We start from the raw sequence: 22,967 nt of genomic DNA on the forward strand, positions 1-22,967 counted from the left end.
CGTTGGGTCGGTCAGGGGCGGTCGGCGGGCACAGGATTCTGCTGGGGATCCCACTCGACCAACACGTGCTCGGGTCCCCGGAACGAGGTGTTGGGAAGGTAGGAGAATTCCTGTCCAGCGACGAGTGACATGTGCGGCAGGCGTCGCGAGACCTCTTCGAGGAAGACCTTCATCTCCAACCGCGCCAGCGTCGCGCCCAGGCACGTGTGGCTGCCGATTCCGAATGTCAAGTGGCGCCGGGCGTTTCCGCGGTGTATGTCGAAGTCGTCGGGCTCGGGGAACATCGAGTCGTCGCGGTTCGCCGACGCCATGACGATCAGCAGTCGACCGCCGGCCGGGATGTCGACTCCGCCGACAGTGGTGTCAACCACGGCCTTGCGGCGCCAGGCGACGACGGATCCGCTGTAGCGGAGGCATTCCTCGATGGCCTTGGGGATCAGCGTGGGGTCGGCGCAGATCTCTTCCCAGGAGCTGCGGTTCTCGAGCAGGGTGCGGAACGCGTTACCGGTGGCGTTGGTGGTGGTTTCGTGCGCGGCCACCACACCACTCATCATGATGTTCTGCAGGTAGTTGTCGTCGAAGAGGTCGGGGTGCTGCCGCTGCATCTCGATCGCGTGGGGGATCCACCCCTTCGCGTTCGGGTCGGCCTTGAGTTTGTCGACCAGGCCACCGGCGAATTCCCAGAACTTCCCCATCCCGGTAGCGACTCGAGTCTGTTCGTCTCCGGTGGGGTGTCCCCAGGTGAACAGGGTCTGCTGCATCCCGAAGTGGCGGCAGGTCTCGATGTCCTCGTCGGGCACGCCGAGGAAAATGAGCGCGACGATGCAGGGGACTTCGTAGAGCAGATCGCCGATCAGGTCGGCCCGACCATCCTTGATGACCCGGTCCAGGTAGGTGTTGACGACCTCGCGGATCTTCGGTTCGAGGGTGGCGACGTTTTCGGCTTCGAACGGCTGCAGCAGCAGTCGGCGACGTTCGGTGTGGATCGGCTCGTCCTCGTTCACGATGGTCGGGCCGGGAGCGAACTGATAGCTGCCGAGGATCTGCAGCGCCTCGTCACTGATCGGGGTGATCTGGTCGAGAGTGATCGACGGGGAGAACACCGACGGTGTCTTGAAGATCTGCTTGATGTCCTCGTAGCGGGTGACCACCCAGTAGTCGAGCAGTGGACTGTAGAACACCGGCTCTTCTTTGCGGGCTCCCCGCAGCGACGAGGATGGATCGACCTGGTAGGCGCCCTGGAACGGATCGAAGCCTGCCGCCATACCTGAGACGGGGCATCCGGTCGGGCTTTTCACGCCTTCCGGCGCGTGATCGACGGTCATTCGTCTCCTCCAAATTTGGATATAGGAGCTGTTGAGTGATTCCTGATGAGCGTATGATTCAGGTCACATGACGCGCTATCCTGTGAGCGCAGCAATATAGCCAATTGGCGCAATAACTGAATCGTTCTCGATTTAGTGAGACCAGAGAGACCGACAAAGTAGATGACCGAAGACCCGGATCGCGGAAACGGCACGAAGACGTTTCTTTCCGACGATATCGACGAGGCGCGGGCCATCGGCAGCGATCTCTACTACCCCCATGAGGTTCGCGTCCTCGGAGACGAGCACATTTTTCAGATGCGAATGACTGCCGCCTCGTTCGGTCCCGTCACGCTCGGCCGGCTGGATTATTCGACCGAGGTGGAAATCTTCACCAACGAGCTGCGCGACTCCTATCAGGTGAACATCCCGATGCGGGGGGAGCTGGTCACCGGGTCTGGTCGCGCCCGGACCGTGGCGACCCCCCACCGCGCCGCGGTCTACCGGTGCGACCAACGGACCCTGCTGCGTGGGTGGGCCTCGCCCTATCCGACCCCGGTGCTGGCCCTGAAGATCGATCGCCGGGCACTCGAGGATCAACTCGCGGCACGGTTGGGAACCGAGATCGTCGACCCGATCGTCTTCGGCATGGACCTCGATCTGGACACCGTCGTCGGCCGTCAATGGCTTTCACTGGTCGAAGGTCTGTCTCATCAACTCGACAGTCCCGAGGCGTTGGCGCTGCATCCCATCGTCTCGACGCCGATGGCCGAGTGCTTGATGAGCGGGCTTCTCGTCGCCGCGGAGCACGACTACAGGGCAAGGCTGTACGAACCCGAGCCGGCCCTGCCGGGAATTGTCCGGCTCGCCGTCGATTACCTCGAGGCGCACGCGCAGCAGCCCCTGACGGTGGCGCAGGTCGCCAAGAACGTCGGGGTGAGTGTGCGGTCTCTGCAGGTAGGGTTCCAGAACTCGTTGGGTACGACGCCGATGCGGCAGCTGAAGATCATTCGCATGCAGAAGGCGCGCAAAGACCTGCTCAAGGCGGACCCGGCGAACGAGGGTGTCACCGAGATCGCACAGCGGTGGGGGTTCCTGCACGTCGGCCGGTTCGCCGGGGAGTACAAGGAGACCTTCGGAGTGAGTCCGTCGGAGGACCTGCGCACGGTGCCGTTCCGTAGCAGATGACGATCCCGCGGAAGTGATCGTGTCCATTCACTTCCGCGGGATCGGTGCCGTCCGGATCCGTCAGCGCCAACGTCTTGATCCGGAGGGGGAGGGGGCGTAGTGGCTACTGCACCACGGCGGCCAGGTTCGGTGCGGCGATCGTGAACTCTTCACGGAAGATCAGCCGGGGCGCCATCCGCCGTCGCTTGAGGGCCTTGACCGCCGCCTCGACCATTGCCGGCGGTCCGCACAGGTAGGCGCTCATGCCCTTGCAGGACGAGAAGTCGTCGAGCACGACCTCGGTCACCATGCCCATGGCCCCGTCCCACTGTTCCTCGCTCAGCGCGGGGCGGTAGTGAAAGTGCTCATGCTGCTGTGCGAGGTCACGGAAGAAGTCGACGTCGTATAGATCCTCCTGGCGGCGTCCACCGTGGTAGAGATACAACTCCGGAACCAGGCGCTCGGCCAACGCATGCTGGACGATCGACTTCAACGGCGCCAATCCGGTACCACCGCCGATCAAGATCGCGGCCTCGTCCTGCTGCTTGACCAAGTTGAACTGGCCCAACGGCCCACGCAGAGAGATGCGTTCACCGACCTGCATCGGCCCGAAAATCCACCCGTCAGTGGCCAGACCCCCGGTGGTGAGTTTGACGTGGAATTCCAGGTTCCGCGTCTCCGTCGGCGGATTGGCCAGCGAGTACTGCCGGCCGACGTTGTGCCCGGGGACGATCAACTCGACGTACTGACCGGCATTGAACAGCATCGGCGTATCCACCTCGACCATGAGCCGGCGGGTATTCGCAGCGATGTCCTCGAGTACCGTCACCGTGCCCTCGTAATCACGCAGTGGGAAGTGCGGAAGTCCGTCGTCCCCGGCTCCGCCGATCGGTTCGACCGTCAGATCGGAGCAGGGGGTCGCCATACAGCCGAGAGCCAAACCTTCGGCGCGCTCGTCCGTGGTCAGGGTGTACTCGGGGGATTCGTTGTGGCGTACCTCCCCGCACAGCACCTTGAGTTTGCAGGTGCCGCAGGTGCCCTGGGTGCACGAGTGCGGAAGCCATTCGTTCGCCCGCAGCGCCGCATCGAGGATGGATTGGTCTTCGGCAACGGTGATGTCCGAATTCTTACCCTGGATACGGACCGTGTAGTTATTAGCCATTTCCGACAGTGCTCCAATCCAATAAAAATGCTTCCGAAGTGCGCGATCCATTAATCTCCGGACCGGACACTTCGGACCTCCGGAAATGTGATTCCGTTACACTTCCCATTTAACGAACAATTGCTTCGGTCCACGGAAACCCCAGCCCCAGAAATCGACCTCGTGAGCCTCGTCGCGTTCCAGGTTCGGAATGGCCTCGAGCAGTTCCTCCAGGCCGATCCGGATAACCGAGTTGGCGAAATAGGTACCCGCGCAGGCGTGCTTTCCACCACCGAATGTCATGTTCGGAAGCAGGGCCCGATCGATATCGAATTCAGTCGGGGCGTTGTAGGCGTTCTCGTCCTGGTTGGCCGAGCCATAGGAGAGCATCACGATCGACCCCTCCGGCAGTGTCACGCCACCGACCTCGACCTCGTGCGCGGCGCGCTTGACCACGGCAGACCAGATCGGCGCCACCCAGCGCATGCCTTCCGAGACCGCCCGGGGGATCAACGCCGGGTCGTCGACGACCCGTTCGAGCTGTTCGGGCTTGGTGAACAGTCCTGCCAGCGTGGTCGCCATCGCGTGCCCCGGCTCCTGCATCGCTCCGAGGAGGAAGACGTACAGGTTGGGGTAGATGACATCGCGGCTGCGGGTCTCACCTTCGGGCATACCGTCGTGCAGCCAGTGGGAGATCGCGGTGTGATCGGGTTCCTTGATCCACTTGTCGATCTTGGGATCGACGTGGGCGATGATCTCGGCCTTGGCCTCGTCGCCGGGGATGAATCCGTCCGGGTTGGCGAATTCGCCGTTCTCGTCGACCGCGGCGTTGGTGAAGGACACGCTCAGCTTGTGGAACCATTCGCGAAGCTTGTCGGTACCGACGTCATCGAGTCCGAGGAGATCGCCGAGAGCACGAACGCTGACCGGCTCGCAGTACGCAGCCACGATGTCGGCGTTTCCGTCGTTCTCGATCTCGGCGAGTCGCTGACGTGCGAAGGGGCGCACCAGATTATCGATGTACTTGTCGACCGCTGAGGGCTGCAGGTGCGGTTCGACCATGTCCCGCAGCTTGCGGTGTTCGTCGCCGTTCGTGTTGAGCAGTGCGCCGGGTCCGAAGGTGCGGCCTCCGGCCGCAGAGATGACGGCCGGCCAGTTCTCGGCGTCCTTGGCGATGTCGGCGCACAGTTCCTTCGTCGACACGATGTACATGCCCAGCGCAGGGACGAAGGCTACAGGGGCCTCCTTCCTCAGACGCTCGTAGAACGGATAGGGGTCAGTCTCGAGCTCTTCGATCGTGATCTCGTCGATGAAACTCTGGGTGGAAGTCATGGTGCTCCTTCTGCTTCGGGCCCGCGTGCAGTGGGGACTCGCGCTGGTTCACTCGTGCGAACCGACAACCGAGCGAAAGTGGATGAGTTCAGGTGTGAGGTGCGGTGGCTCGATCGACCAGATCCGATCACCGGCCCAGTTGGAATGTGGTATCAGGACGCAGGTGTGCCGGCGACGGCGCGGGAGTGGTCGATCTCGTCCGGGACCGCCTGCTCGGCAGCCGCTGCGTCGGGGCCGGGACCGCCGGGGCCGAAGTGCGCGTACTTCTCGATGTGCTGGTCGAGCGAGAGCGGGCTCGGGGTGCCGTAGGTGAAGTAGGTCTCCCACGGAAGCTTCGCGCCGCCGATCGCCAGCCCGGTGTCGATGTCGGACATCTGCCAGGTCTTGGTCTCACCGTCCGGGTCGAGGTGCAGGTACCCGACCTCACCGAACAGTTCGATGCGGTTGCCACCGGGTTCGAAGACGTAGAGGAACTGGGCCTGGGTGATGCCGTGCTTGTCGGGGCCGGCTTCGATGCGAATGTCGTAGTCGCGGAACATCTCCACCGCGTCGATGTTGTGCTGGCCGGTGCCGTAGTAGAACGCGAGGTGGTGCATCTTGCCGCGTTCGCCCTGCGCGTCCCGCAGACACGCGACCTCGTGGCCGAGGATGTTCGAACTCATCCACGCGCCGATCTCGGTGTCACCGTCGACGACGCGTTCGGTGGTCCGGAACCCGAGGTGGCGCTCGAAGGAGTTCTTCACCGCGCTGACGTCGCTGGCGAGTAGGTTCAGGTGGTCGATGCGCTTGACGGGGATGCCCTGCAGCGGCTTCTTGGACGGGCGGGTGAGGATCTTGGACTGCAGCTCGGGCGGGGCCTGGTACTTCTCGACCTCCCAGAGCAGTTCCAGGTTGTGCCCGTCCGGGGACTGGTAGGTGAAGGTCTTGCCGTACCCGAAGTCGCTCTCACGCCACGCTCCGTCGACGTTGGCGTCCTTGAGCGAGGCTGCCCGCCGTTCGAGCGCCTCCGGGGAGCTGGTGCGCAGCGCCGCGTGGCCGAGTCCGGCCTGGGTGGATTCGGTGACCTTCAGGCTCCACTGGTACGGGTCTTCGTAGGCGCGCAGGTAGACCGACTGCCCCTCGGTGTGGGTGATGTACATCCCGAGGAACTTGGTGAAGAAGTCCACCGTTTCCTGCGGCTTGGGGCTCAGCAGTTCGGCACGGGCGAGATGGGAAATCTCGAACCGAGGGTCACTCATGTCGTTCTCCTTCGTTGCCTGCGCTGCGATGGCAGCGCCACTGGCCGACTTGGACGGGGCTGGGTGCGCACCACTGGTGATCCAGCCAGTCGAAGTGGGCGTGATCCGAATCACCGGCTGGGCGCTACACGATTCAGAATCAGTGAATAAGCGACGAAAATCACCCCGCTAGCGCTCGGTAACTGCGAAACTCTGCGTCCAGCGGATGTCCGCAACGCTTGTCTGCGTTTTCTGGACTTTCGCGCGTGCAGACGGCCCCGAAGCGCCGACCGAGACCGGGTCAACGACACCTCCGCGGGTTTGCCAGCTGAGAGGCTTCACGTAGAAGGTCAGTCCGCGTCTAACGGCCGAAGTTGGCGTGCGGCAACTCGTCCGTCACTGACACAGACCCCGTGCCGGGCTCGACCGCGAGGATCTCATTCAGTCTGGAGCCTCTTCGTGTCGAGTCAGATGAGCGGTGTTGCCGTCTGTCCCGACTAACCGACTTCGACGTGGTCTCCGAGGGCTGTGTGTTCGACAGTTCCGGCAACGATGCCAGGGCAAGGACGTCATGCGGCAACATCGGTGGATCGAACGGCGAGTCGGCGTTAGTTCGCGATCGGCAAAGGAGAGAGCGTGGATAGTCAGGATTCGGCGATCCTCGAGCTCGCGTGTCGCTGGTTGCCGTATGGCGGGCCGCCGCCCGAAGAAATCCTGGTCGATTTCGGTATGGCGGAACTCCGATTCGATCAGCAACTTCTCAAAATCCTTGGCAGTATGTCCTCGCGTCATCTCTCCGACGTTGACCGGATCATGCTCCAAAAGCAGCTGCTGGAGCGGCGGGAACGAAGAAGGCGTTCGAACATTCCTGTCCCCTAGTAGGCGGTTCCGGATTCTCAACCTCATAGCTGTTCGACGAAAGCGCTGACATGCCCCACGATATGCCCGATATCGACGAATCCGATGTCGTCGTCACGCACGAGAAATCCTATGCGGCAGGTGTTCCTGCGGTGTTGGTGTCGTTGCGTCGTGGGATCGAGCAGATGGGTCCGGTGCGCACGGCCCGGACGTTGATGAAGTTGAACCAGCGGGAGGGGTTCGACTGTCCGGGGTGTGCGTGGCCGGAGACTCCGGGGCACCGCAAGCATGCGGAGTTCTGTGAGAACGGGGCGAAGGCGGTGGCGGACGAGGCGACCACCCGCACGGTCGGCCCGGAGTTCTTCGCCGCGCATTCGGTGTCGGATCTGCTGGGTCGTACCGAGTTCTGGTTGGGGCAGCAGGGCCGGTTGACGCATCCGATGGTGTTGGTGCCGGGATCGTCGCATTACGAGCCGATCGGGTGGGACGCGGCGTTCGCGATGATCGCCGGCGAGTTGCGGGCGTTGGCGTCGCCGCACGAGGCGGTGTTCTACACGTCCGGGCGCACGTCGAACGAGGCGGCGTTCGTGTACCAGTTGATGATCCGGGCGTTCGGGACGAACAACCTGCCGGACTGCTCGAACATGTGCCACGAATCCTCCGGCAGTGCGTTGACGGAGACGATCGGCATCGGGAAGGGGTCGGTGTCGGTTCCCGACATCGAGAACGCCGACCTGATCCTGATCGCCGGCCAGAACCCGGGCACCAACCACCCGCGGATGCTCTCGACCCTGGAGAAGGCCAAAGGCAACGGGGCGAAGGTCATCGCGATCAACCCGCTGCCCGAGGCCGGGCTGATGCGGTTCAAGGACCCGCAGAAGGTGCACGGGGTGGTCGGCGACGGTGTGCAGATCGCGGACGAGTTCCTGCAGATCCGGATCGGCGGCGACCAGGCCCTGTTCCAGGGGCTGGGCCGGTTGCTGCTCGAGGCGGAGGACCGCAATCCCGGGACGGTGCTGGACCGCGAGTTCATCGACCGGCACACCGCGGGCTTCGAGGAGTGCGCGGCGCATCTGCGGCAGGTCGATCTGGGCACGGTGGCGGCGGCGACCGGGCTGACGCTCGAACAGATCCGGGCCACCGCGGACGCGTTGATCGCCTCGAAGAAGACCATCATCTGTTGGGCGATGGGGTTGACCCAGCAGACGCACGGGGTCGCGACCATCCAGGACGCGATGAACCTGCTGCTGTTGCAGGGGATGATCGGCAAACCCGGGGCCGGGGTGTGCCCGGTGCGCGGACACTCCAACGTCCAGGGTGACCGGACGATGGGCATCTGGGAGAAGATGCCCGAATCGTTCCTCGCCGCGTTGGACGCCGAATTCGGCATCCGGTCACCGCGGGAGCACGGCCTGGACGCGGTCGATTCGATCCGGGCGATGCGGGACGGGAAGGCGTCGGTGTTCGTCGGGATGGGCGGCAACTTCGTATCCGCGACCCCGGACACCGAGACCACCGAGACTGCGCTGCGGGGGTGTGCGCTGACGGTGCAGGTGTCGACGAAACTGAACCGCTCCCACCTGGTGACCGGGCGGACCGCGCTGATCCTGCCCTCGTTGGGGCGCACCGACAAGGACGTCCAGGCCGGCCGCAAACAACAGGTCACGGTCGAGGACTCGATGTCGATGGTGCACCTGTCCCGCGGCAGCCTGAAGCCGGCCGGCGACCAGTTGCGTAGTGAGGTCGCGATCGTGTGCGGGATCGCGCAGGCGTTGTTCGGTCCCGACCATTCGGTGCCGTGGCGGGAGTTCACCGCCGACTACGACCGCATCCGCGATTCCATCGCCCGGGTGATCCCCGGGTTCGAGGATTTCAATGCCAAGGTCCGCGGGCCGGACGGGTTCGGGTTGCCGCACCCACCCCGGGACCAGCGCCGGTTCGTGACGGACACGGGAAAGGCCAATTTCACGGTCAACGAGCTGTCCTGGCTGCCGGTGCCCGAGGGCCGGTTGATCCTGCAGACGATGCGCTCGCACGATCAGTACAACACCACCATCTACGGTCTCGACGACCGCTACCGCGGTGTCAAGGGCGGACGGCGGGTGCTGTTCATCGCCCCCGACGACATCGCCGCCCTCGGGTACACCGACGGGGACCGGGTGGACCTGATCTCCGAGTGGGAGGCCCCAGACGGGACAGTGCAGGAGCGCCGCGCCAACGACTTCCGGTTGGTGCCGTACCCTACGCCGCGGGGGAACGTCGCCGCCTACTACCCGGAGACGAATCCACTGATCCCGCTCGATCACGTGGCCCGCAAGTCGAACACCCCAGTGTCGAAGGCGATCACGATCCGTCTCGAGAAGCGGGTCTGAGCTCAAAAATGTGGGACCTCCGGAAACGATGGGGTCTTCGAAGGAGGGCAATTCGTGCTGTCTCTGCTCCTGCACGCGTTCGCAGCGTTCATCTATCTGTTCGTCCGCAACGTCGGACGCCGACCTCCCCACTTCGAATCACCGTCCCGGCACACGCGGGGATGCCAATGCCACGGTCTGTAGTCGACCGGCGCCGGCGAGATGGTCGAGTGGGCCGAGTAACGACGCGACGTCCGGTCAGCCACATCGACGGTGAGCAGCGGCGCACCCGCGTCGGCACTGTGGTCGTCGAGGAGCCCCTCGAGATCCGGGTTAGCCTGTGCCGCTGACGATGACGATGCACGCTCCTGGCCCGGATATCGAAATGGCGCAGGGGTTTCTCGTGACCGAGGGAATCATCGCCAACCGCGCGGACATCGCGTCGATTCGCTACTGCAATAGCGTCGACGACTACGGTGTCAACACCTACAACGTCCTCGATGTCGACCTGGCAACCGGCACGATGCCGTCGACAAGCTGATCGGTTGGGCCGCCGAACAGGGCCGGGTTCCGTTGCGAGGCATGGTGCTTTTCTGGTGTCCGGCCGGGCGTCGTTCGAGTGGGCGCAGAAGGCGGTGATGGCGGGGATCCCCATCCTCGCTGCCCTGTTCGCGCCGTCATCGCTGGCGATCGACCTCGCCCACGACACCGGGCTGACCCTCATCGGGTTCCTCCGTGGCACCACCATGAATATCTACACCCACGCCGCCCGCGTGACCGAGGCCTTGACGGTGGCCGTACCTGACCGACGTCGCGCGGTCACCGCCCCGTCGGTCAGATGCGCTTGAAGAGTGCGGCGAGGGCCTGTCCGCCGCCGATGCACATGGTGACGATGCCCAGTTCGAGGTCCCGGCGGACGAGGTCCTTGGCGACCCGCAAGCTCAGGATCGCGCCGGTCGCCCCGACCGGATGCCCGAGCGCGATGGCACCGCCGTACGGGTTGGTCTTCTGCGGGTTCAGCTTCGCGTCCCGGATCACCGCGACCGCCTGCGACGCGAACGCCTCGTTCAGCTCGATCACGTCGATGTCGCCGGGGGTGGTGCCGGTCTGCTCGAACAGGTTCGCCAGCGCCAGCACGGGGGCGTACCCCATCAGGGCCGGGTCCATCGCCGCGGTCGCGACGGCCTCGAGGGTGACCAGCCCGGTCAGGCCCTTCTCCTGTGCCGCGGACGCCGTGGCCAGCACCAGCGCCGCGGCGCCGTCGTTGATACCGGACGCGTTGCCCGCGGTCACCGTGCCGCCCTCCTCGAACGCCGGCCGCAGCTTCGCGAGGGTCTCGAGGGTGGTGTCGGGCTTGGGGTGCTCGTCGACCTCGATCGTCTTCGGGCGGCGGCCCCCGATCTGCACCGGGGTGATCTCCTCGGCGAACGCGGCCTTGGCGGCCTCGGAGGCGGCGCGGCGCTGGGATTCGACGGCGAACTCGTCCTGCTGCTGCCGGCTCACGTCGTATTTGCGGGCGACGGCCTCGGCGGTGCGGCCCATGTGCACGCCACCGAACGGGTCGGTCAGGATCGCGACGGTGCCGTCGACGAGTGTGCGGTCACCGAGCTTGTAGCCGGAGCGGGCGGAGAAGTCGTAGAACGGCATCCGGGACATGCTCTCGTCGCCGCCGGCGAGGGCGAAGTTCACCCCACCCCAGCGCATCTGCTGCGCCGCCGACCAGACCGCCTGCAGCCCGGACCCGCACAGCCGGTTGACGGTGTACGCCGGCGTCTTCTCGGGCAGTCCCGCGGCCAGGGCCACGCGGCGGGCGTTGTAGGCGTCCGGTCCGACCTGACCGATGCAGCCCATCACCACCTCGTCGATGTCGCCGCCGGGCACCCCGGCACGGTCCAGTGCGGCCTTCGCGGCGGTGGCACCCAGTTCGTGGGCGGGCACGTCCTTGAACGCGCCACCGAAGCTGCCGATCGGGGTCCTCGCGCCGTCGACTACCACGATCGGTTCAGGAGAATTCATGGGGAGACCTTCTTCATCGTTCGTGTTGGGTGTGTCGCTGGTGCCGTAGCCCCCGGCTGAGGAGGCCGATGTCACACGGGGGAAGCCGTCACGTGTGTCAGTGCTGCTTGGCGGTCAGCGAGGTGTAGCCAAAGCTTGCGTCGCGTATGGAGGGGAATGTGCGAGGGATAGTCGTCCAGGATCCGGCTGAGCTGCTGCTCGTATCTCCTACTCGTCATGCCGAATTGGGTGAGTAATTCTTCTGGCGGGGGAGTGCCGTAGGGAAGCCATCGGCAGGCGAACTCGACGATCGCTGAATCAAAGCTGTTCATCACACGGGCCTGTCCTTTGCAGTTCGGCGCTGGGATCGGCGCCGAACTCAGTGTGTGTCGGTGCGTGACGAAATGGTGTCGGCGCCAAGATGTCGGGACGAATGCGGCGGTAATGTGGCAATTGTCCCGGACCGCCGGATCGGTGTGATCGCGGAGTCTTGGCGCCAATCGAATTGCATTTGTGCACTCAGTCACAAAGTTTCGGTTGCTGTGTCCGGCATCACGGCAATGGACCCGCGGGTTCCGCGCGATTGATCGGGATATGCGAACAGCCCTGGACCGAAGCGGTGATGTCTCGGCAGTGTTCCGTCGTGACCACAGATGAGGGTTACCCAACGAACCGACGGACTGCCATTCACACACCGGTCTGCACGATCGACACAGCCGAGCAGGCGGTCCAAATCCGGTGGCAACGACGGGGCACATCCTCACCTACCGCTCGAATACATGAAGGACCGGTCGATGCTTGTCAGACGATCTTCGAAAATCTTTGTGGTCGTGGGAGTGCTGTTCATCGCTCTCGCCGCGCTCCTGCGGTTCGTGCTGGTGCCCACGCTGTCAAAGTTGCCCGGTGACCTCGATGTCAATCCCGTCTACGAGGGGACCGGCACGCTGCTCAACGCCCAAGCCCTGCAGTCCGGCGACATCGCCAATGTGATCGCGTCCGATGTTCCCGTGACCATTGATCGCCACATCTACGTGTCGAGCACCGACGGTGACACCGCGCTCGCTCATGACGACATCACCCTCGCGGCGCCCGGCCTCTCCGTGCCGTCCAACCACACCTACGCCATCGACCGCAAGACGATGGACGCGGCGGCAGATGACTCCGCTGAGGGGGTCGAACCGCACAGCGGCATGACCATCGCTCTTCCGCTGCACCCGGACCCGGCGGCGAGCTACCAGTACTACGACTCCGCGACCAGAACCACGGTCCCGATGACCTACGTCGACTCGGGCAACGTCTCCGGCCGGGACGTACTCAACTACACAGTGGAAGCGAAAGGCGCCTTGCGCGATCCCGCCATCGCAGGGACGCTGCCGCCGGCGCTGCCCAAATCGCTGGTCGGGTCCCTCGCGCCCCTGCTGCCGGCGGATGTGCAGCAGAGTCTCGGTGGGGCCCTCGGTCAGCTCGCCGACCCGGTGCCGTTCACGTACACCGCGGTCACCCGCATCAACCTCGCCGCCGACCAGACCTTGGGCTCGCCGATCGATGCGCAATTGAACCAGCAGATCATCGCGAATGTGGAGATCGGCGGCCAGTTGGTTCCCGTGATGCCCGTCTTGTCCATCGACACCGCTCTCAACGACCAGTCGATCAGCGACGCAGCGGCCTCGGCCAAGTCGCAGGCAATGCAGCTGAACCTGATCAGTGTGGTCGCACCGATCGTCCTGTTGGTCCTCGGTGTGCTGGTACTGCTCATAGGCATCCTGCGGCGGCGCCCACGCGCAATCATTCAGTCTCCGGCGCAGCGGGAGAACCTGACGGTCCGATAGCCGCAGGCGCCGGGCGCCGATCTGAACCCATCCACACACTCCGTACACCAACGGTTGCTCGGTGAGCTGAACATGCCCACACCCACCGGGTCTCCCCGAGCCACCTGTGCAGACGAAAGGCAGATGCGGGCATGGACATCCACGTCGACTACGACCGATGCGAAGGACACGGCGAATGCGTCATCGCAGCCCCCGAAATCTTCGACCTCAACGATGACGGCGACGAGGTGATCGTCCTGGACGACTCTCCCGCCGAGGCTCTTCGCCCGAAGGCGGAAGCGGCGGTCAAGTTGTGCCCGGTCGCGGCTCTGCGGATCGACCACTGAACCCGACCTTTCGCACCGGACACCGGGCCTTACCCGGGCAGAACAACCCTTGCAAGTAACACCCATCAGAGAGAAAGCAGAGAACAATGCTCGCATTCACCGACCCCACCGACCTGCGCAAGTTCGTCGGAGGCATTTTCGAAAAGGCGTACCTGGACGAAAAGCTCGGTCCCAAACTCACCGCCACCGGCGCGGTTCTGCTCGTCTCGTGCCATGACCCCGTCTGTGAGGTCGTGCTCGACATGCCCAACAACAAGGTCTATTCCAGTGTCGCGGAGGGTGGAGTCACCCCGAACGCCACGCTGAGGATGAGTTCGGAAGACGCGAACAAGTTCTGGCAGGGCAAGCTCAATATGACGATGGCTCTCACGAAGGGCACCGTCAAGGCCGAGGGGCAGATCATGAAGGTGCTCAAGCTGGTCCCCAGCACCAAATTCCTTTTCCCGATCTACATCCAGGACCTCAAGGACGCTGGACGCGAGGATCTCATCGCCTGAACCGCTGACAGCGGGAGCATCCCGGCGACGCCCGATCGACGATGGGGCCGGTATCTTCACCGGCCCCATCCTCGTGCCCGGACCGAACCCGCTTGGCCATCGACAGCTCCTCAGCGTCACAGGCCGCAACGCCGAACGATTACCCAACATCGAAAGGCTGACATTGACGACAATCGAACACACCAAGTACGCGGTATCCCTGTACGACGGACCCGATGCCAACAGCATCGCAGGCCTGGTCGGTACTCACCTCGGGGAGAACCTCGAGGCAGCCCCCTCACGTATCGACCTGGCGCACAAACTCGCCCGACCCGTGGCGATCGTCAGCGCGGATACTGACAGCGCGTGCACGATCGTGTTCGGGGACGACGAGGCTGTGGTCTACAACGGTCTCGTCGGACAGCCGGACGTGGTCCTGATCGTCACCGACAAACACCTCGACCTCATCGCCCAGCTACCAGGGAAGGTGGGGCCACTCGGTGCACTCGGCCTCGTGACCGGTCGCGGCATGAGACTGCTCGCGGCGATCCTGACCCGCCGGCTGGTAGTCAAGGGACTCTTCGCCCATACCGCGACCGTGCTCCACACGATCGCCCTCCTGTCTGCGAGCCCGACATGACCGCGTTCACCGGCCCTCACCGCGGTGCCGGCAGGGAATTCGACGAGCGACTGACTGTCCCGCTTGCATCCTCTCCAGTGCAGGTTCGTCGATCAGACACCGAACCGCGTCGCGCCTCCACGCGGACGAAAGTTCTGCGGGGCATCGTCCTGCTCGCCCTGATCCCGATCACCGCCTTCTACCTCTACCCCCGCATCCACGACCTGACCGCGACACCGTATCGGCTCGACCAGGCGGTGGTGTCCGCCAACAACTACAACCCCGCGCTCGCCGAACTCGTCGAACACGAAAAGGTCACCCTCTCCGCGTTCGCCGCACTCGACAAGATGAAGGCGGCACTGGCCAGCGTCCAAGAAACCGATGCCACCGTCGCAGCGGAACTGAATACGCTGATCGGTCAAATCAGCGGAGATATTCAGAACACTCTCGACCAGGCCGGTACGAATGTCGACGATCTCGTGGCCTCCCTCGACACTCTGACCGCACAGATCAACACCCTCCAGCCCCCAGTCGACGGTGCGACTGCGGCGTTGACCGGCAACCGCGCCACGCTCGCCTCGATTCTCGACGATGCACGGTCGACCGCCGAGAAAGTGCACAACGCCCGCGTCTCGGCGGAAGAGTCCGCAAACGACCTGTCAGGAAAGTAAGGAACCCCTTGTGATCTTCTTCGGACGCCGCGGTGGCCCGGCACGCATGGTCCTCGCGATCGTCGCAGTCGGTGTCCTGGGACTGCTGACCTTCGTCGTGTACAACCTCAATCACCGACTCGACAATCAGCAGCAGGTCAATGTGACCAGCATCGGTGTCTCTCAGGACATCGTCGACGTCAACGACAAACTGACCGGACAACTACAGCAGTTGACCGAACTCACGCACACCGCCCAAACTGCACTGGATTCCACAGAGGCGCTCGGTCCGCTTCTGACCAAACTCGACGAGGCCATCACCCCCGCCGCGGCGATGCTCGCCCAGGGAACGTCAGGGGCGCAGATGACCAACGAACAGTTGCAGAATATCCAGTCCATTCTCGGTGAGGTCCAGAACACGGTGCTGCCCTTGGTGTCATCCGCCGAAGCGTTCGGTGCACAGGGCCGCGATCTCCTCGCGATCGTGCAGGGTCTGGTGAGCGACCTGGAGGGGTCGGTGGCGGCGGCACAGACGATCAACCAGATGCTGCCCCTGCCCGGATAGACCGCCACCGACCGAACCGCCCACCCCCTTCTCCGACTGGACGTGATATGCAACAGGGCAACACTTTGTCTCCAGCATCTCTCTCGCGCCGAGGCCTGGCCGGCTATCAGCGCTTCGACATACCGACCTCGGCGCTGCCTGAGCGAAAGAGCCCGCCGACCAATCCGCCAGGTACATCTGGGCCGACACAGACGCGGTACGCCGTCGTCACCGAGTGGTGTGGCCGCGCCGCGGCCGTCACCGCCGTCGTCCTCTTCGGGATGGTTTTGCTGACCATCCACAAGGGCCTCCTCGTGCAAGACAGTGCACGCACCGTGGTCGATAACTTCCGGGTGACGAACGAGTTCTTCGCCCAGCGCGCAGATCTCACTGCGCCCGCCACCGCGCGCAGGCAACTCGACGAACTCAACGGAGTCCTGGCACAACTGAATTCCGCAGCAGCTACGGACGTCGACCACCTCGCCGCGCTACTGCCCAACGCTCAGGCACTCGTCGCAGCAGGCCAGGGCGACACTCAGATCGCGGGCCAGCTCGAATCAGTCGCGACGACCCTGCAAGGGTCGGCCGCCTCGCTGCACCAGGTCTCCGCGGACGCGAATATCACGGTATCGACCGTCAACGACGAACTCACCCGAGCACTCGACCTGACAACTCAGCTCAATTCGGAACTGACCCGCACGGCGAACAAACTCGCACTCGTGCCCGCTTCCGACGCGTTCATCCCCGCACCGGAAGGAAATCGATGATCTCGAAAAAGGCATGGTCTCTCGTTGTGCTGGTCCTGGGCGTCGTTCCGGCCGTGGTCCTGTGCACGCTGAACGGCTTCTTCCCGGCGTTACGCGATATCAGCGATCCGCTGGGCCGCCCCTCGGCTTTGAGCCTCGAACTCATCGATTCCGCGGGCCAGTTCGATTCTCTGTCCGCTCTTCTTCTTCCCAAGCACGCCCAACTGGCAACCGATATCCAGACGCTCACTCCGCTCGCCAACGATCTGGAAGGACTCACCACCAAGGCCGGCGAACTTTCCGGGTTGGCGAAGACGGTCAATGGCTCCACCTCCTCTGTCGGAACCACCGCACAACCGCTGCCCGACCTGGTGGCCTCGGTGACCACTCGCGCCGACCAGGCGAGTCCGACCGTGGCCGGACTGTCCACCGCGGTCGGGTCGGTGACCACCCAATTGGAAGGTATTCATCAAGGATTGACGACGGTGGGCGGCTCACTGGGCGAACTCGGCCCGAAGGCCTCGGCGATCGCCGCCACCTTGTCGGTCATCCGGGAGGAGGCCGCCCACGTTCAGGAGTTCGGCCCCCTTCTCGCGGTCATCGGCCCGCCGGTCAACGACCTGAATCTGCCCCCGCTGGGCGTTGCACCCACACCGGCGTCTGCGCCCCCTGCATGACGGCGCACCACGGATCCTTTCGAAAGGCGGAATCCTCGATGCTTCGGCTCTCCTGGGCAGTTGCCCTCGCATTCACCATCGCCGTACTTGCCGGCATCCTCATCGTCACCCGCGATCTGAACATCTCGAACGACATCTTCAAGGACGGAGTGGCGCAGGCGAAGATCGTCGACAGCACCACCGACCAAGCACTGGATGGAGCACAGCAACTACCGCCCGCCAATGCGGCGATCAACAACAGCATGCCCCATGTGGTCGGGGTACTGGACTCACTGACCCGCGCCGACCAGACTCTCGGCTCGCTCGGGGAGCAGCTGGCCGCCCTCGGGACCGCGCTGCAAGCGGCGGACGCACCGCTCGTGGGCATCATCGGTGCCGGACAGGCGGCGACGGATCAGGCCAACGCTGCCGCGGCGCCGGCCGCGTCGATCGTCACCACGCTCAGCGAAGCCGACGCCAAGGTGGAGGCACTCGGTCCGCTGCTCGACCAATCCCTCGCTCTCGGGCAGACGATCGACTCGAAGCTGCGTATCTCTCTTCTCCTACCGAAAGTCCCCAAGTAGAAAACGCCCGCGACAAACGGCGCGAGGGCATCGGCGGCTGAAGGCGCCGCCGATGCCCTAGCTCGGGGTCTGCGCCGCGCCGCCGCGACCGGCGATCTCACTGGCACGGGTCGTCGCGGCGGCGGTCCCCGCGATCACCCAGTTCGCCGGGTCGACCTCGACGATCTGTCCCCGCACGAGCGAGCGCTGCGCACCGAGGAGGTCGACGATCAGATCGGTGAACCGTGCCGCGAGTTCCTGCCGTTGCGTCGCGGGGCGGCCGGCGAGCACGATCGCCGTGAAGTCCGGCGCCGGCGGTGCACCCGCTCCGACGAGGGTCCCCGCGACGGCGACGTCGTCGGGGTGGTAACGGACGACAAAAGCCCGGACCCGTTCGATCGGGGAGTCCAGGACCTCGGCATAGCAGCAACTCGCGGCGGTGAGCAGTTCTCGGTGCTGCTCAGGCGTGTACGCGCCCTCGACGAGGTGGCAGTGGGCAACGGGCATGAGCCGCAGTACCTTCCGGGCAGAGTTGATCAGGAGATTCCGCGCCGGGTTCCGGCATCGACATTGATCACCGACCCGTGCAGCACCGCGGCCTCGGGGGCGAGCAGCGTCTCGACGATCCAGCCGATCTCTTCCAGGGTGGGCAGGCGGCCGAGGGTGGTCTTCGCGCGGTACCGCTCCCAGATCTGTTCCGGATCCCGTCCGGTTTCCGTGGCCTCGGTTTCGATGAAGGCACGGAGCCGTGGCGTGTCCACCGGTCCGGGCGCGATCGTATGTTTGGTGACGCCCCTGGGCCCGTACAACGCACTCAGCTGACGCATGAGGTTGAAGACGGCGGCGTTCGCCGTGCCGGGAGCGGCGTCGAGCGGGCCGGGCTCGAGGCCGAGGGAACCGGCGATGGTCACGAAGCGGGAGCCGTCGACGAACTGGTCCCGGACGGCGTGCAACAGCCGCACGAGTCCGCCCACCTTGATGTTCACAGCCACGGCCAGGTCGCCGGGTGGGATGGTGTCGGCGGAGCCCCGCACCGGCAGGCCGGCGGCGAACAGTGCCATCCGGACAGGCGAATCCAGCCGAGCAGAGATCGTTTCGATCGCACTGTCGTCGGCGATGTCGGCCACGCACGGGCTGATCAAGTCCTCCGCCGCAGCGAGCTTCTCGAGGTCCTCGGTGCTGCGGGCGACGGCGAGGACTCGCAGCCCGCGGCGGGCCAGTCGCAGCGTGATCTCGGTGCCCATCGCACCGGTCGCACCGTCGACGACGCAGAGGTCGGGTGTCGTCACGGCAGTGTTCTCCTCGGAAGGAAGAGCGAGCGGCCGGGGCGGTGGGTACCGCTCCGGCCGCTCGTGGACGACAGGGGGATCAGCTGTGCAGCCGGATGGTGACGGCTCGTGGTTCGGTGAAGAATTCGCGGGAGTACTGGCCGCCCTCGCGGCCGAGGCCGCTGCTGCCTTCGCCGCCGAACGGCAGTCGGAGGTCGCGTTCGAAGAAGGTGTTGATCCAGACGGTGCCGGCCTTCCAACGGGCGGCCATCCGGTGCGCACGGTTGAGGTTGTCGGTGAACAGCATCCCGGCGAGGCCGTACGGGGAGTCGTTGGCGATGCGCAGCGCCTCGTCCTCGGTGTCGAATCCGAGGACGGTCTCGACGGGCCCGAAGATCTCCTCGCGTGCGGTGCGGGAGTCGTTGGTGAGCCCGGTGATCACGGTCGGCGGGTAGTAGAACCCGTTGGCCCGGGCATCGTCGGTGAGCCGGGACCCACCGGTGACGATCTTGCCGCCCTCCTCCTGCGCCAGTTCGACGTAGCCGTGCACCTTCTCGAGGTGCTTCTCCTCGATCAGCGGGCCGACGAAGTTCGTGGGGTCCTTCGGGTCGCCGACGGTGAGGTTGCGGGCCTGGTCGGCGAACCGGTCGAGGAATTCGTCCATGATCGAGTTCTGCACCAGCAGGCGCGAACCGGACAGGCATACCTGCCCGTTGCCGCCGAAGATGGCGCGGATCGACATGGGGACGGCAATGTCGAGGTCGGCGTCGTCGAAGACGATGTTCGCGGACTTGCCGCCCATCTCCGCGGACACGGGGGTGTGGTTCACCGCGGCCGCCTGCAGGATCTTTACGCCGGTGGCGCTCGAACCGGTGAATGTGATCCGGTCGACCCGCGGGTCCGCGGTGAGCGGACCGGCGACGGCCTCGCCGCCGAAGCCGTGGACCACGTTGAGGACGCCCTCGGGCAGGCCGGCCTCGAGGGCGAGTGCGGCGAACCGGTGCGCGGTGAGCGGCGTCTGCGGTGCGGGCTTGAGGACGGTGGTGTTTCCGAACGCCAAGGCGGGGGCGATCTTCCACGTTGCGAGCATCAGCGGTGCGTTCCAGGGGCTGATCGCGGACACCACCCCGGCGGGTGGGTACAGGACGTAGGAGAGCAGGTCGCCGTCCGGGTAGGCCTCGTTGGCGGCCATCGACACGTAGTCGGCGAAGAATCGTAGGTTGTGCGCGACCCGCGGGATCTCGGCGTGCAGGGACTGGTTGATGCTCTTGCCGCCGTCGCGGGTTTCGATCTGGGCCAATTCCTCGCGGTGTTCGTCGACCTTGTCGGCGACGGCGTGCAGGATCTTCGCACGCTCCTTCGGCGACATCCGCGGCCACGGTCCGTCGTCGAACGCCTTCCGCGCTGCGGAGACGGCGTCTGTTCCGTCGGCGGCCGTTCCCTGGGGGACGGTGCCGAGCAGGGAGCCGTCGTGCGGGTCGCGAGTTTCGAACGTCGCGCCGTCCGATGCGGGACGCCAGTCACCACCGATGAGGTGTTTGACGTCGGAAATTTCCGGTACTGCGGTCATGTGCTCTCCTGTTGAATCAGGCTGGGACCCAATAGCCTTCAGATCCTGATGTGGCCGCGGCGATGCGCGGCATGTCATACACAATGCCTGTGACTTACGACACTACGAGTTACGTTCCGTGCATACCATGGCCTCACGCGCACATCGTGTGGTCTCCAGGCGCACGGCAACGGCACGGAAAGTCTGAGGAAGGGGGCGCTCGCAGACCTCGTTCGGAGCACCCCTTCACGCGATCAGGATCCCGCCAGCGCCGGGGTCTCGTAGGTGCGGCCGGCGAGTTCGGAGGCGACGTCGATGATCATGTCCTCCTGGCCGCCGATGACACCGCGGCGCCCGAGTTCCATGAGGATGTCGCGGGCGGGGACGCCGAACTTCTTCGCGGCCCGCTTGGTGGGGTGGAAGAACGTGGAGTACACACCGGCGTACCCGAGGATCAGGGCGGTCTCGTCGACGATCTGCGGTTCCTTCATCAGCGGCGCGACGATGTGTTCGGCGGTGTCGATGAGTGGGAACAGGTCGACGCCGGTGTCCCAGCCCGCCCGCTCGAAGGCGGCGGCGAGGACCTCGGTCTGCGCGTTACCGGCGCTGGCACCGAGCCCGCGCAGGGAACCGTCGATGAAGGTCGCCCCGTTTTCGGCGGCGGTGAGCGCGTTCGCGATCCCGACGCCGAGGTTGTTGTGGGCGTGGAATCCGATGTCCGCGGTGATCACCTGCCGCAGGGCGGCGACCCGGTCCCCGGCGTGCTGGGGAACCATGGCACCGGCGGAGTCGACGACGTAGACGACGTCGGCGCCGTAGGAGTCGAGTTTGGCGGCCTGCTCCGCGAGGGGTTCGGGGTCGAGTTTGTGGCTCATCATCAGGAACGTCATCACGGTCAGGCCCTGTTCCTTGGCCCACTCGACCGGCTGCTGCCCGCAGTCGGCCTCGGTGCAGTGCACCGCGACGCGGACGGTCTTGATGCCGGCGTCGATGGCCTTCTGCAGCTCGGCCAGGGTCGCGATGCCGGGCACGTAGAGGGCGGCGATGTCGGCGTTCTCGACGGCGTCGACGGCGGCGCGGACGTAGTCGGGGTCGGTGGCGGCGGCGAACCCGTACTGGATCGAGGAGGCGCCGAGGCCGATTCCGTGGGCGACCTCGATGGTGCCGACACCGGCCTTGTCCAGTCCGCGGGCGATGTCGGCGACGTTCTGCGGGGTGAACTGGTGCGACACCGAGGACATGCCGTCGCGGAGGGTGGTGTCGACGATCGTGATCTTCTTCTGGGCGGGGGTATTCACTGTGCTGCTCCCTGGACGAGGTTCTGCTGGGCCATGACGTCGGCGACCTGGACGGCGGCGGCGGTGATGATGTCGAGGTTGCCGGCGTAGGTGGGCAGGAAGTCGCCGGCGCCGACGACCTCGAGCATGACGGTGACCAGGTCGCCGTCGACGTCGACCAGGCGCAGCGAGTAACCCGGGACGTACTGCTGCACCTTGGCGACCATGTCGATCACGGCCTTCTCGATGGCGGCGGGGTCGGGGTTGCGGACCTTGGCGTAGACGGTGTCGCGCATGTTCATCGGCGGTTCGGCCGGGTTGATCACCGAGATGGCCTTGGCGCGGTCGGCGCCGGCCACCTGGGCCAGCGCCTTGCCGGTCTTCTCGCTGAATTCGCTGAGATTCTGCCGGGTGCCGGGGCCGGCGCTGTGGGAGGCGATGGCGGCGACGATCTCGCCGTACGAGGCGTCGGCGACCTCGTTGATGGCGTAGAGGATCGGGATGGTGGCCTGCCCGGCGCAGCTGACCATGTTCACGTTCGGGGCGCCCAGGTGTGCGTCGAGGTTGACCGCGGGGACCACGTACGGGCCGACGGAGGCCGGGGTGAGGTCGATGGCGGTGATGCCGGCCGCGGCGTAGCGCGGTGCCGCGGCGGCGTGGATCTTCGCCGACGTCGCCTCGAAGACGATGTCGGGTAGCTCGGGCTGGGCCAGGAGCCAGTCCAGCCCTCCGGCGGAGGCCTCGAGGCCCTCCTGCCGGGCGCGGGCCAAGCCCTCGCTGCCGGGGTCGATGCCCACCATGAAGCGGGGTTCGACGTGCTCGGACCGCAGCAGCTTGTACATCAGATCCGTACCGATGTTGCCGGAGCCGATAATCGCGGCGCTCTTGCGACTCATTGTGTGCCTCTCGCTCATATCTGCCTGTGCCGACAGAACCTGGTGCGTCAAAATGTGGTGGAGTACCCGCATGCGGGCTGCGCGTAAATCGCGCTCGCACTCCACCGAAGTCCCCTTCGAGACAACCACCGATGCGTTGCGGTGGGTCCGATGGTCGGAATAGCCGAACAGCACCCCGGTGTGGGACCGCCCCGATCCGGTTT

22 protein-coding genes and 1 pseudogene are annotated in these 22,967 nt (G+C 65.2%); 13 read left to right on the forward strand and 10 right to left on the reverse strand.

Annotated features, from left to right (window positions below):
* Window positions 1–11: 11 nt before the first annotated feature.
* Entirely contained in the window at window positions 12–1,325 is a 1,314-nt protein-coding gene (locus ROP_RS26705; RefSeq protein WP_015889131.1) for a cytochrome P450, read from the reverse strand.
* A 162-nt stretch (window positions 1,326–1,487) separates the two neighbouring features.
* On the opposite strand from ROP_RS26705, the gene ROP_RS26710 reads away from it, so the two are divergent.
* A complete protein-coding gene (locus tag ROP_RS26710; protein WP_015889132.1) occupies window positions 1,488–2,492 on the forward strand; it encodes an AraC family transcriptional regulator in 1,005 nt (334 codons plus the stop codon).
* A 103-nt stretch (window positions 2,493–2,595) separates the two neighbouring features.
* On the opposite strand, the gene ROP_RS26715 is transcribed toward ROP_RS26710, so the two are convergent.
* The 3 genes from ROP_RS26715 to ROP_RS26725 form a co-directional block, all read right to left on the reverse strand.
* Entirely contained in the window at window positions 2,596–3,633 is a 1,038-nt protein-coding gene (locus tag ROP_RS26715; RefSeq protein ID WP_015889133.1) for an NADH:ubiquinone reductase (Na(+)-transporting) subunit F, read from the reverse strand.
* A 96-nt stretch (window positions 3,634–3,729) separates the two neighbouring features.
* Entirely contained in the window at window positions 3,730–4,944 is a 1,215-nt protein-coding gene (locus ROP_RS26720) for a cytochrome P450 (protein ID WP_015889134.1), read from the reverse strand.
* Window positions 4,945–5,096: 152 nt separating this feature from the next.
* Complete coding sequence (locus ROP_RS26725) at window positions 5,097–6,182, reverse strand: VOC family protein (protein ID WP_015889135.1); 1,086 nt, start codon at window positions 6,180–6,182, stop codon at window positions 5,097–5,099.
* A gap of 615 nt (window positions 6,183–6,797) precedes the next feature.
* Between ROP_RS26725 and ROP_RS26730 the strand changes: the two genes are divergently transcribed.
* The 3 genes and pseudogenes from ROP_RS26730 to ROP_RS41490 all read left to right on the forward strand — a co-directional run bounded on the left by ROP_RS26730 (window position 6,798) and on the right by ROP_RS41490 (window position 10,218).
* Complete coding sequence (locus ROP_RS26730; protein WP_015889136.1) at window positions 6,798–7,040, forward strand: hypothetical protein; 243 nt, start codon at window positions 6,798–6,800, stop codon at window positions 7,038–7,040.
* Between the two features lie 62 nt (window positions 7,041–7,102).
* On the forward strand, window positions 7,103–9,391 hold the full coding sequence (locus ROP_RS26735) for an FdhF/YdeP family oxidoreductase (RefSeq protein ID WP_231868989.1): 2,289 nt from the start codon (window positions 7,103–7,105) through the stop codon (window positions 9,389–9,391).
* Window positions 9,392–9,558: 167 nt separating this feature from the next.
* A pseudogene (locus tag ROP_RS41490) lies at window positions 9,559–10,218 on the forward strand (formate dehydrogenase accessory sulfurtransferase FdhD).
* Here ROP_RS41490 and ROP_RS26745 read toward each other — a convergent pair.
* Entirely contained in the window at window positions 10,205–11,386 is a 1,182-nt protein-coding gene (locus tag ROP_RS26745; protein WP_015889140.1) for a thiolase family protein, read from the reverse strand. The pseudogene ROP_RS41490 and the gene ROP_RS26745 overlap by 14 nt on opposite strands.
* Window positions 11,387–12,159: 773 nt before the next feature.
* On the opposite strand from ROP_RS26745, the gene ROP_RS26750 reads away from it, so the two are divergent.
* The 9 genes from ROP_RS26750 to ROP_RS26790 all read left to right on the forward strand — a co-directional run bounded on the left by ROP_RS26750 (window position 12,160) and on the right by ROP_RS26790 (window position 17,795).
* Entirely contained in the window at window positions 12,160–13,194 is a 1,035-nt protein-coding gene (locus ROP_RS26750; protein ID WP_269454459.1) for a porin PorA family protein, read from the forward strand.
* Window positions 13,195–13,325: 131 nt separating this feature from the next.
* On the forward strand, window positions 13,326–13,520 hold the full coding sequence (locus ROP_RS26755) for a ferredoxin (RefSeq protein WP_015889142.1): 195 nt from the start codon (window positions 13,326–13,328) through the stop codon (window positions 13,518–13,520).
* An 86-nt stretch (window positions 13,521–13,606) separates the two neighbouring features.
* Window positions 13,607–14,017, forward strand: a complete 411-nt coding sequence (locus ROP_RS26760) for an SCP2 sterol-binding domain-containing protein (protein WP_015889143.1) — start codon at window positions 13,607–13,609, stop codon at window positions 14,015–14,017.
* A 163-nt stretch (window positions 14,018–14,180) separates the two neighbouring features.
* Window positions 14,181–14,636: a hypothetical protein gene (locus ROP_RS26765; protein ID WP_015889144.1), complete on the forward strand. Its 456-nt coding sequence runs from the start codon at window positions 14,181–14,183 to the stop codon at window positions 14,634–14,636.
* Window positions 14,633–15,286, forward strand: coding sequence for a hypothetical protein (locus ROP_RS26770; protein WP_015889145.1), 654 nt, complete (start codon window positions 14,633–14,635; stop codon window positions 15,284–15,286). The genes ROP_RS26765 and ROP_RS26770 overlap by 4 nt, the downstream gene beginning before the upstream one ends.
* A gap of 10 nt (window positions 15,287–15,296) precedes the next feature.
* On the forward strand, window positions 15,297–15,830 hold the full coding sequence (locus ROP_RS26775) for a hypothetical protein (RefSeq protein ID WP_015889146.1): 534 nt from the start codon (window positions 15,297–15,299) through the stop codon (window positions 15,828–15,830).
* Between the two features lie 47 nt (window positions 15,831–15,877).
* Window positions 15,878–16,576, forward strand: coding sequence for a hypothetical protein (locus ROP_RS26780; RefSeq protein WP_015889147.1), 699 nt, complete (start codon window positions 15,878–15,880; stop codon window positions 16,574–16,576).
* Complete coding sequence (locus ROP_RS26785) at window positions 16,573–17,232, forward strand: hypothetical protein (protein WP_015889148.1); 660 nt, start codon at window positions 16,573–16,575, stop codon at window positions 17,230–17,232. The genes ROP_RS26780 and ROP_RS26785 overlap by 4 nt, the downstream gene beginning before the upstream one ends.
* 38 nt (window positions 17,233–17,270) lie before the next feature.
* Window positions 17,271–17,795, forward strand: coding sequence for a hypothetical protein (locus tag ROP_RS26790; protein ID WP_043825372.1), 525 nt, complete (start codon window positions 17,271–17,273; stop codon window positions 17,793–17,795).
* 57 nt (window positions 17,796–17,852) lie between these two features.
* Here ROP_RS26790 and ROP_RS26795 read toward each other — a convergent pair whose 3' ends face one another.
* From ROP_RS26795 to ROP_RS26815, 5 genes are all read right to left on the reverse strand, one after another.
* Window positions 17,853–18,281 carry a tautomerase family protein gene (locus ROP_RS26795; protein ID WP_015889150.1) on the reverse strand — a complete coding sequence of 143 codons (429 nt, stop codon included), beginning with the start codon at window positions 18,279–18,281 and terminating at the stop codon, window positions 17,853–17,855.
* Window positions 18,282–18,310: 29 nt separating this feature from the next.
* Window positions 18,311–19,063 (reverse strand): SDR family NAD(P)-dependent oxidoreductase, encoded by a 753-nt coding sequence (locus tag ROP_RS26800; RefSeq protein WP_015889151.1) that lies wholly within the window; start codon window positions 19,061–19,063, stop codon window positions 18,311–18,313.
* 79 nt (window positions 19,064–19,142) lie between these two features.
* Entirely contained in the window at window positions 19,143–20,612 is a 1,470-nt protein-coding gene (locus ROP_RS26805) for an aldehyde dehydrogenase (RefSeq protein ID WP_015889152.1), read from the reverse strand.
* 233 nt (window positions 20,613–20,845) lie between these two features.
* Window positions 20,846–21,889, reverse strand: a complete 1,044-nt coding sequence (gene dmpG, locus ROP_RS26810) for a 4-hydroxy-2-oxovalerate aldolase (protein WP_015889153.1) — start codon at window positions 21,887–21,889, stop codon at window positions 20,846–20,848.
* Window positions 21,886–22,764: an acetaldehyde dehydrogenase (acetylating) gene (locus tag ROP_RS26815; protein ID WP_015889154.1), complete on the reverse strand. Its 879-nt coding sequence runs from the start codon at window positions 22,762–22,764 to the stop codon at window positions 21,886–21,888. The genes dmpG and ROP_RS26815 overlap by 4 nt, the downstream gene beginning before the upstream one ends.
* Window positions 22,765–22,967 lie beyond the last annotated feature (203 nt).

The sequence above is a fragment of the Rhodococcus opacus B4 genome, assembly GCF_000010805.1.
In the GTDB taxonomy this organism is placed as follows: domain Bacteria; phylum Actinomycetota; class Actinomycetes; order Mycobacteriales; family Mycobacteriaceae; genus Rhodococcus_F; species Rhodococcus_F opacus_C.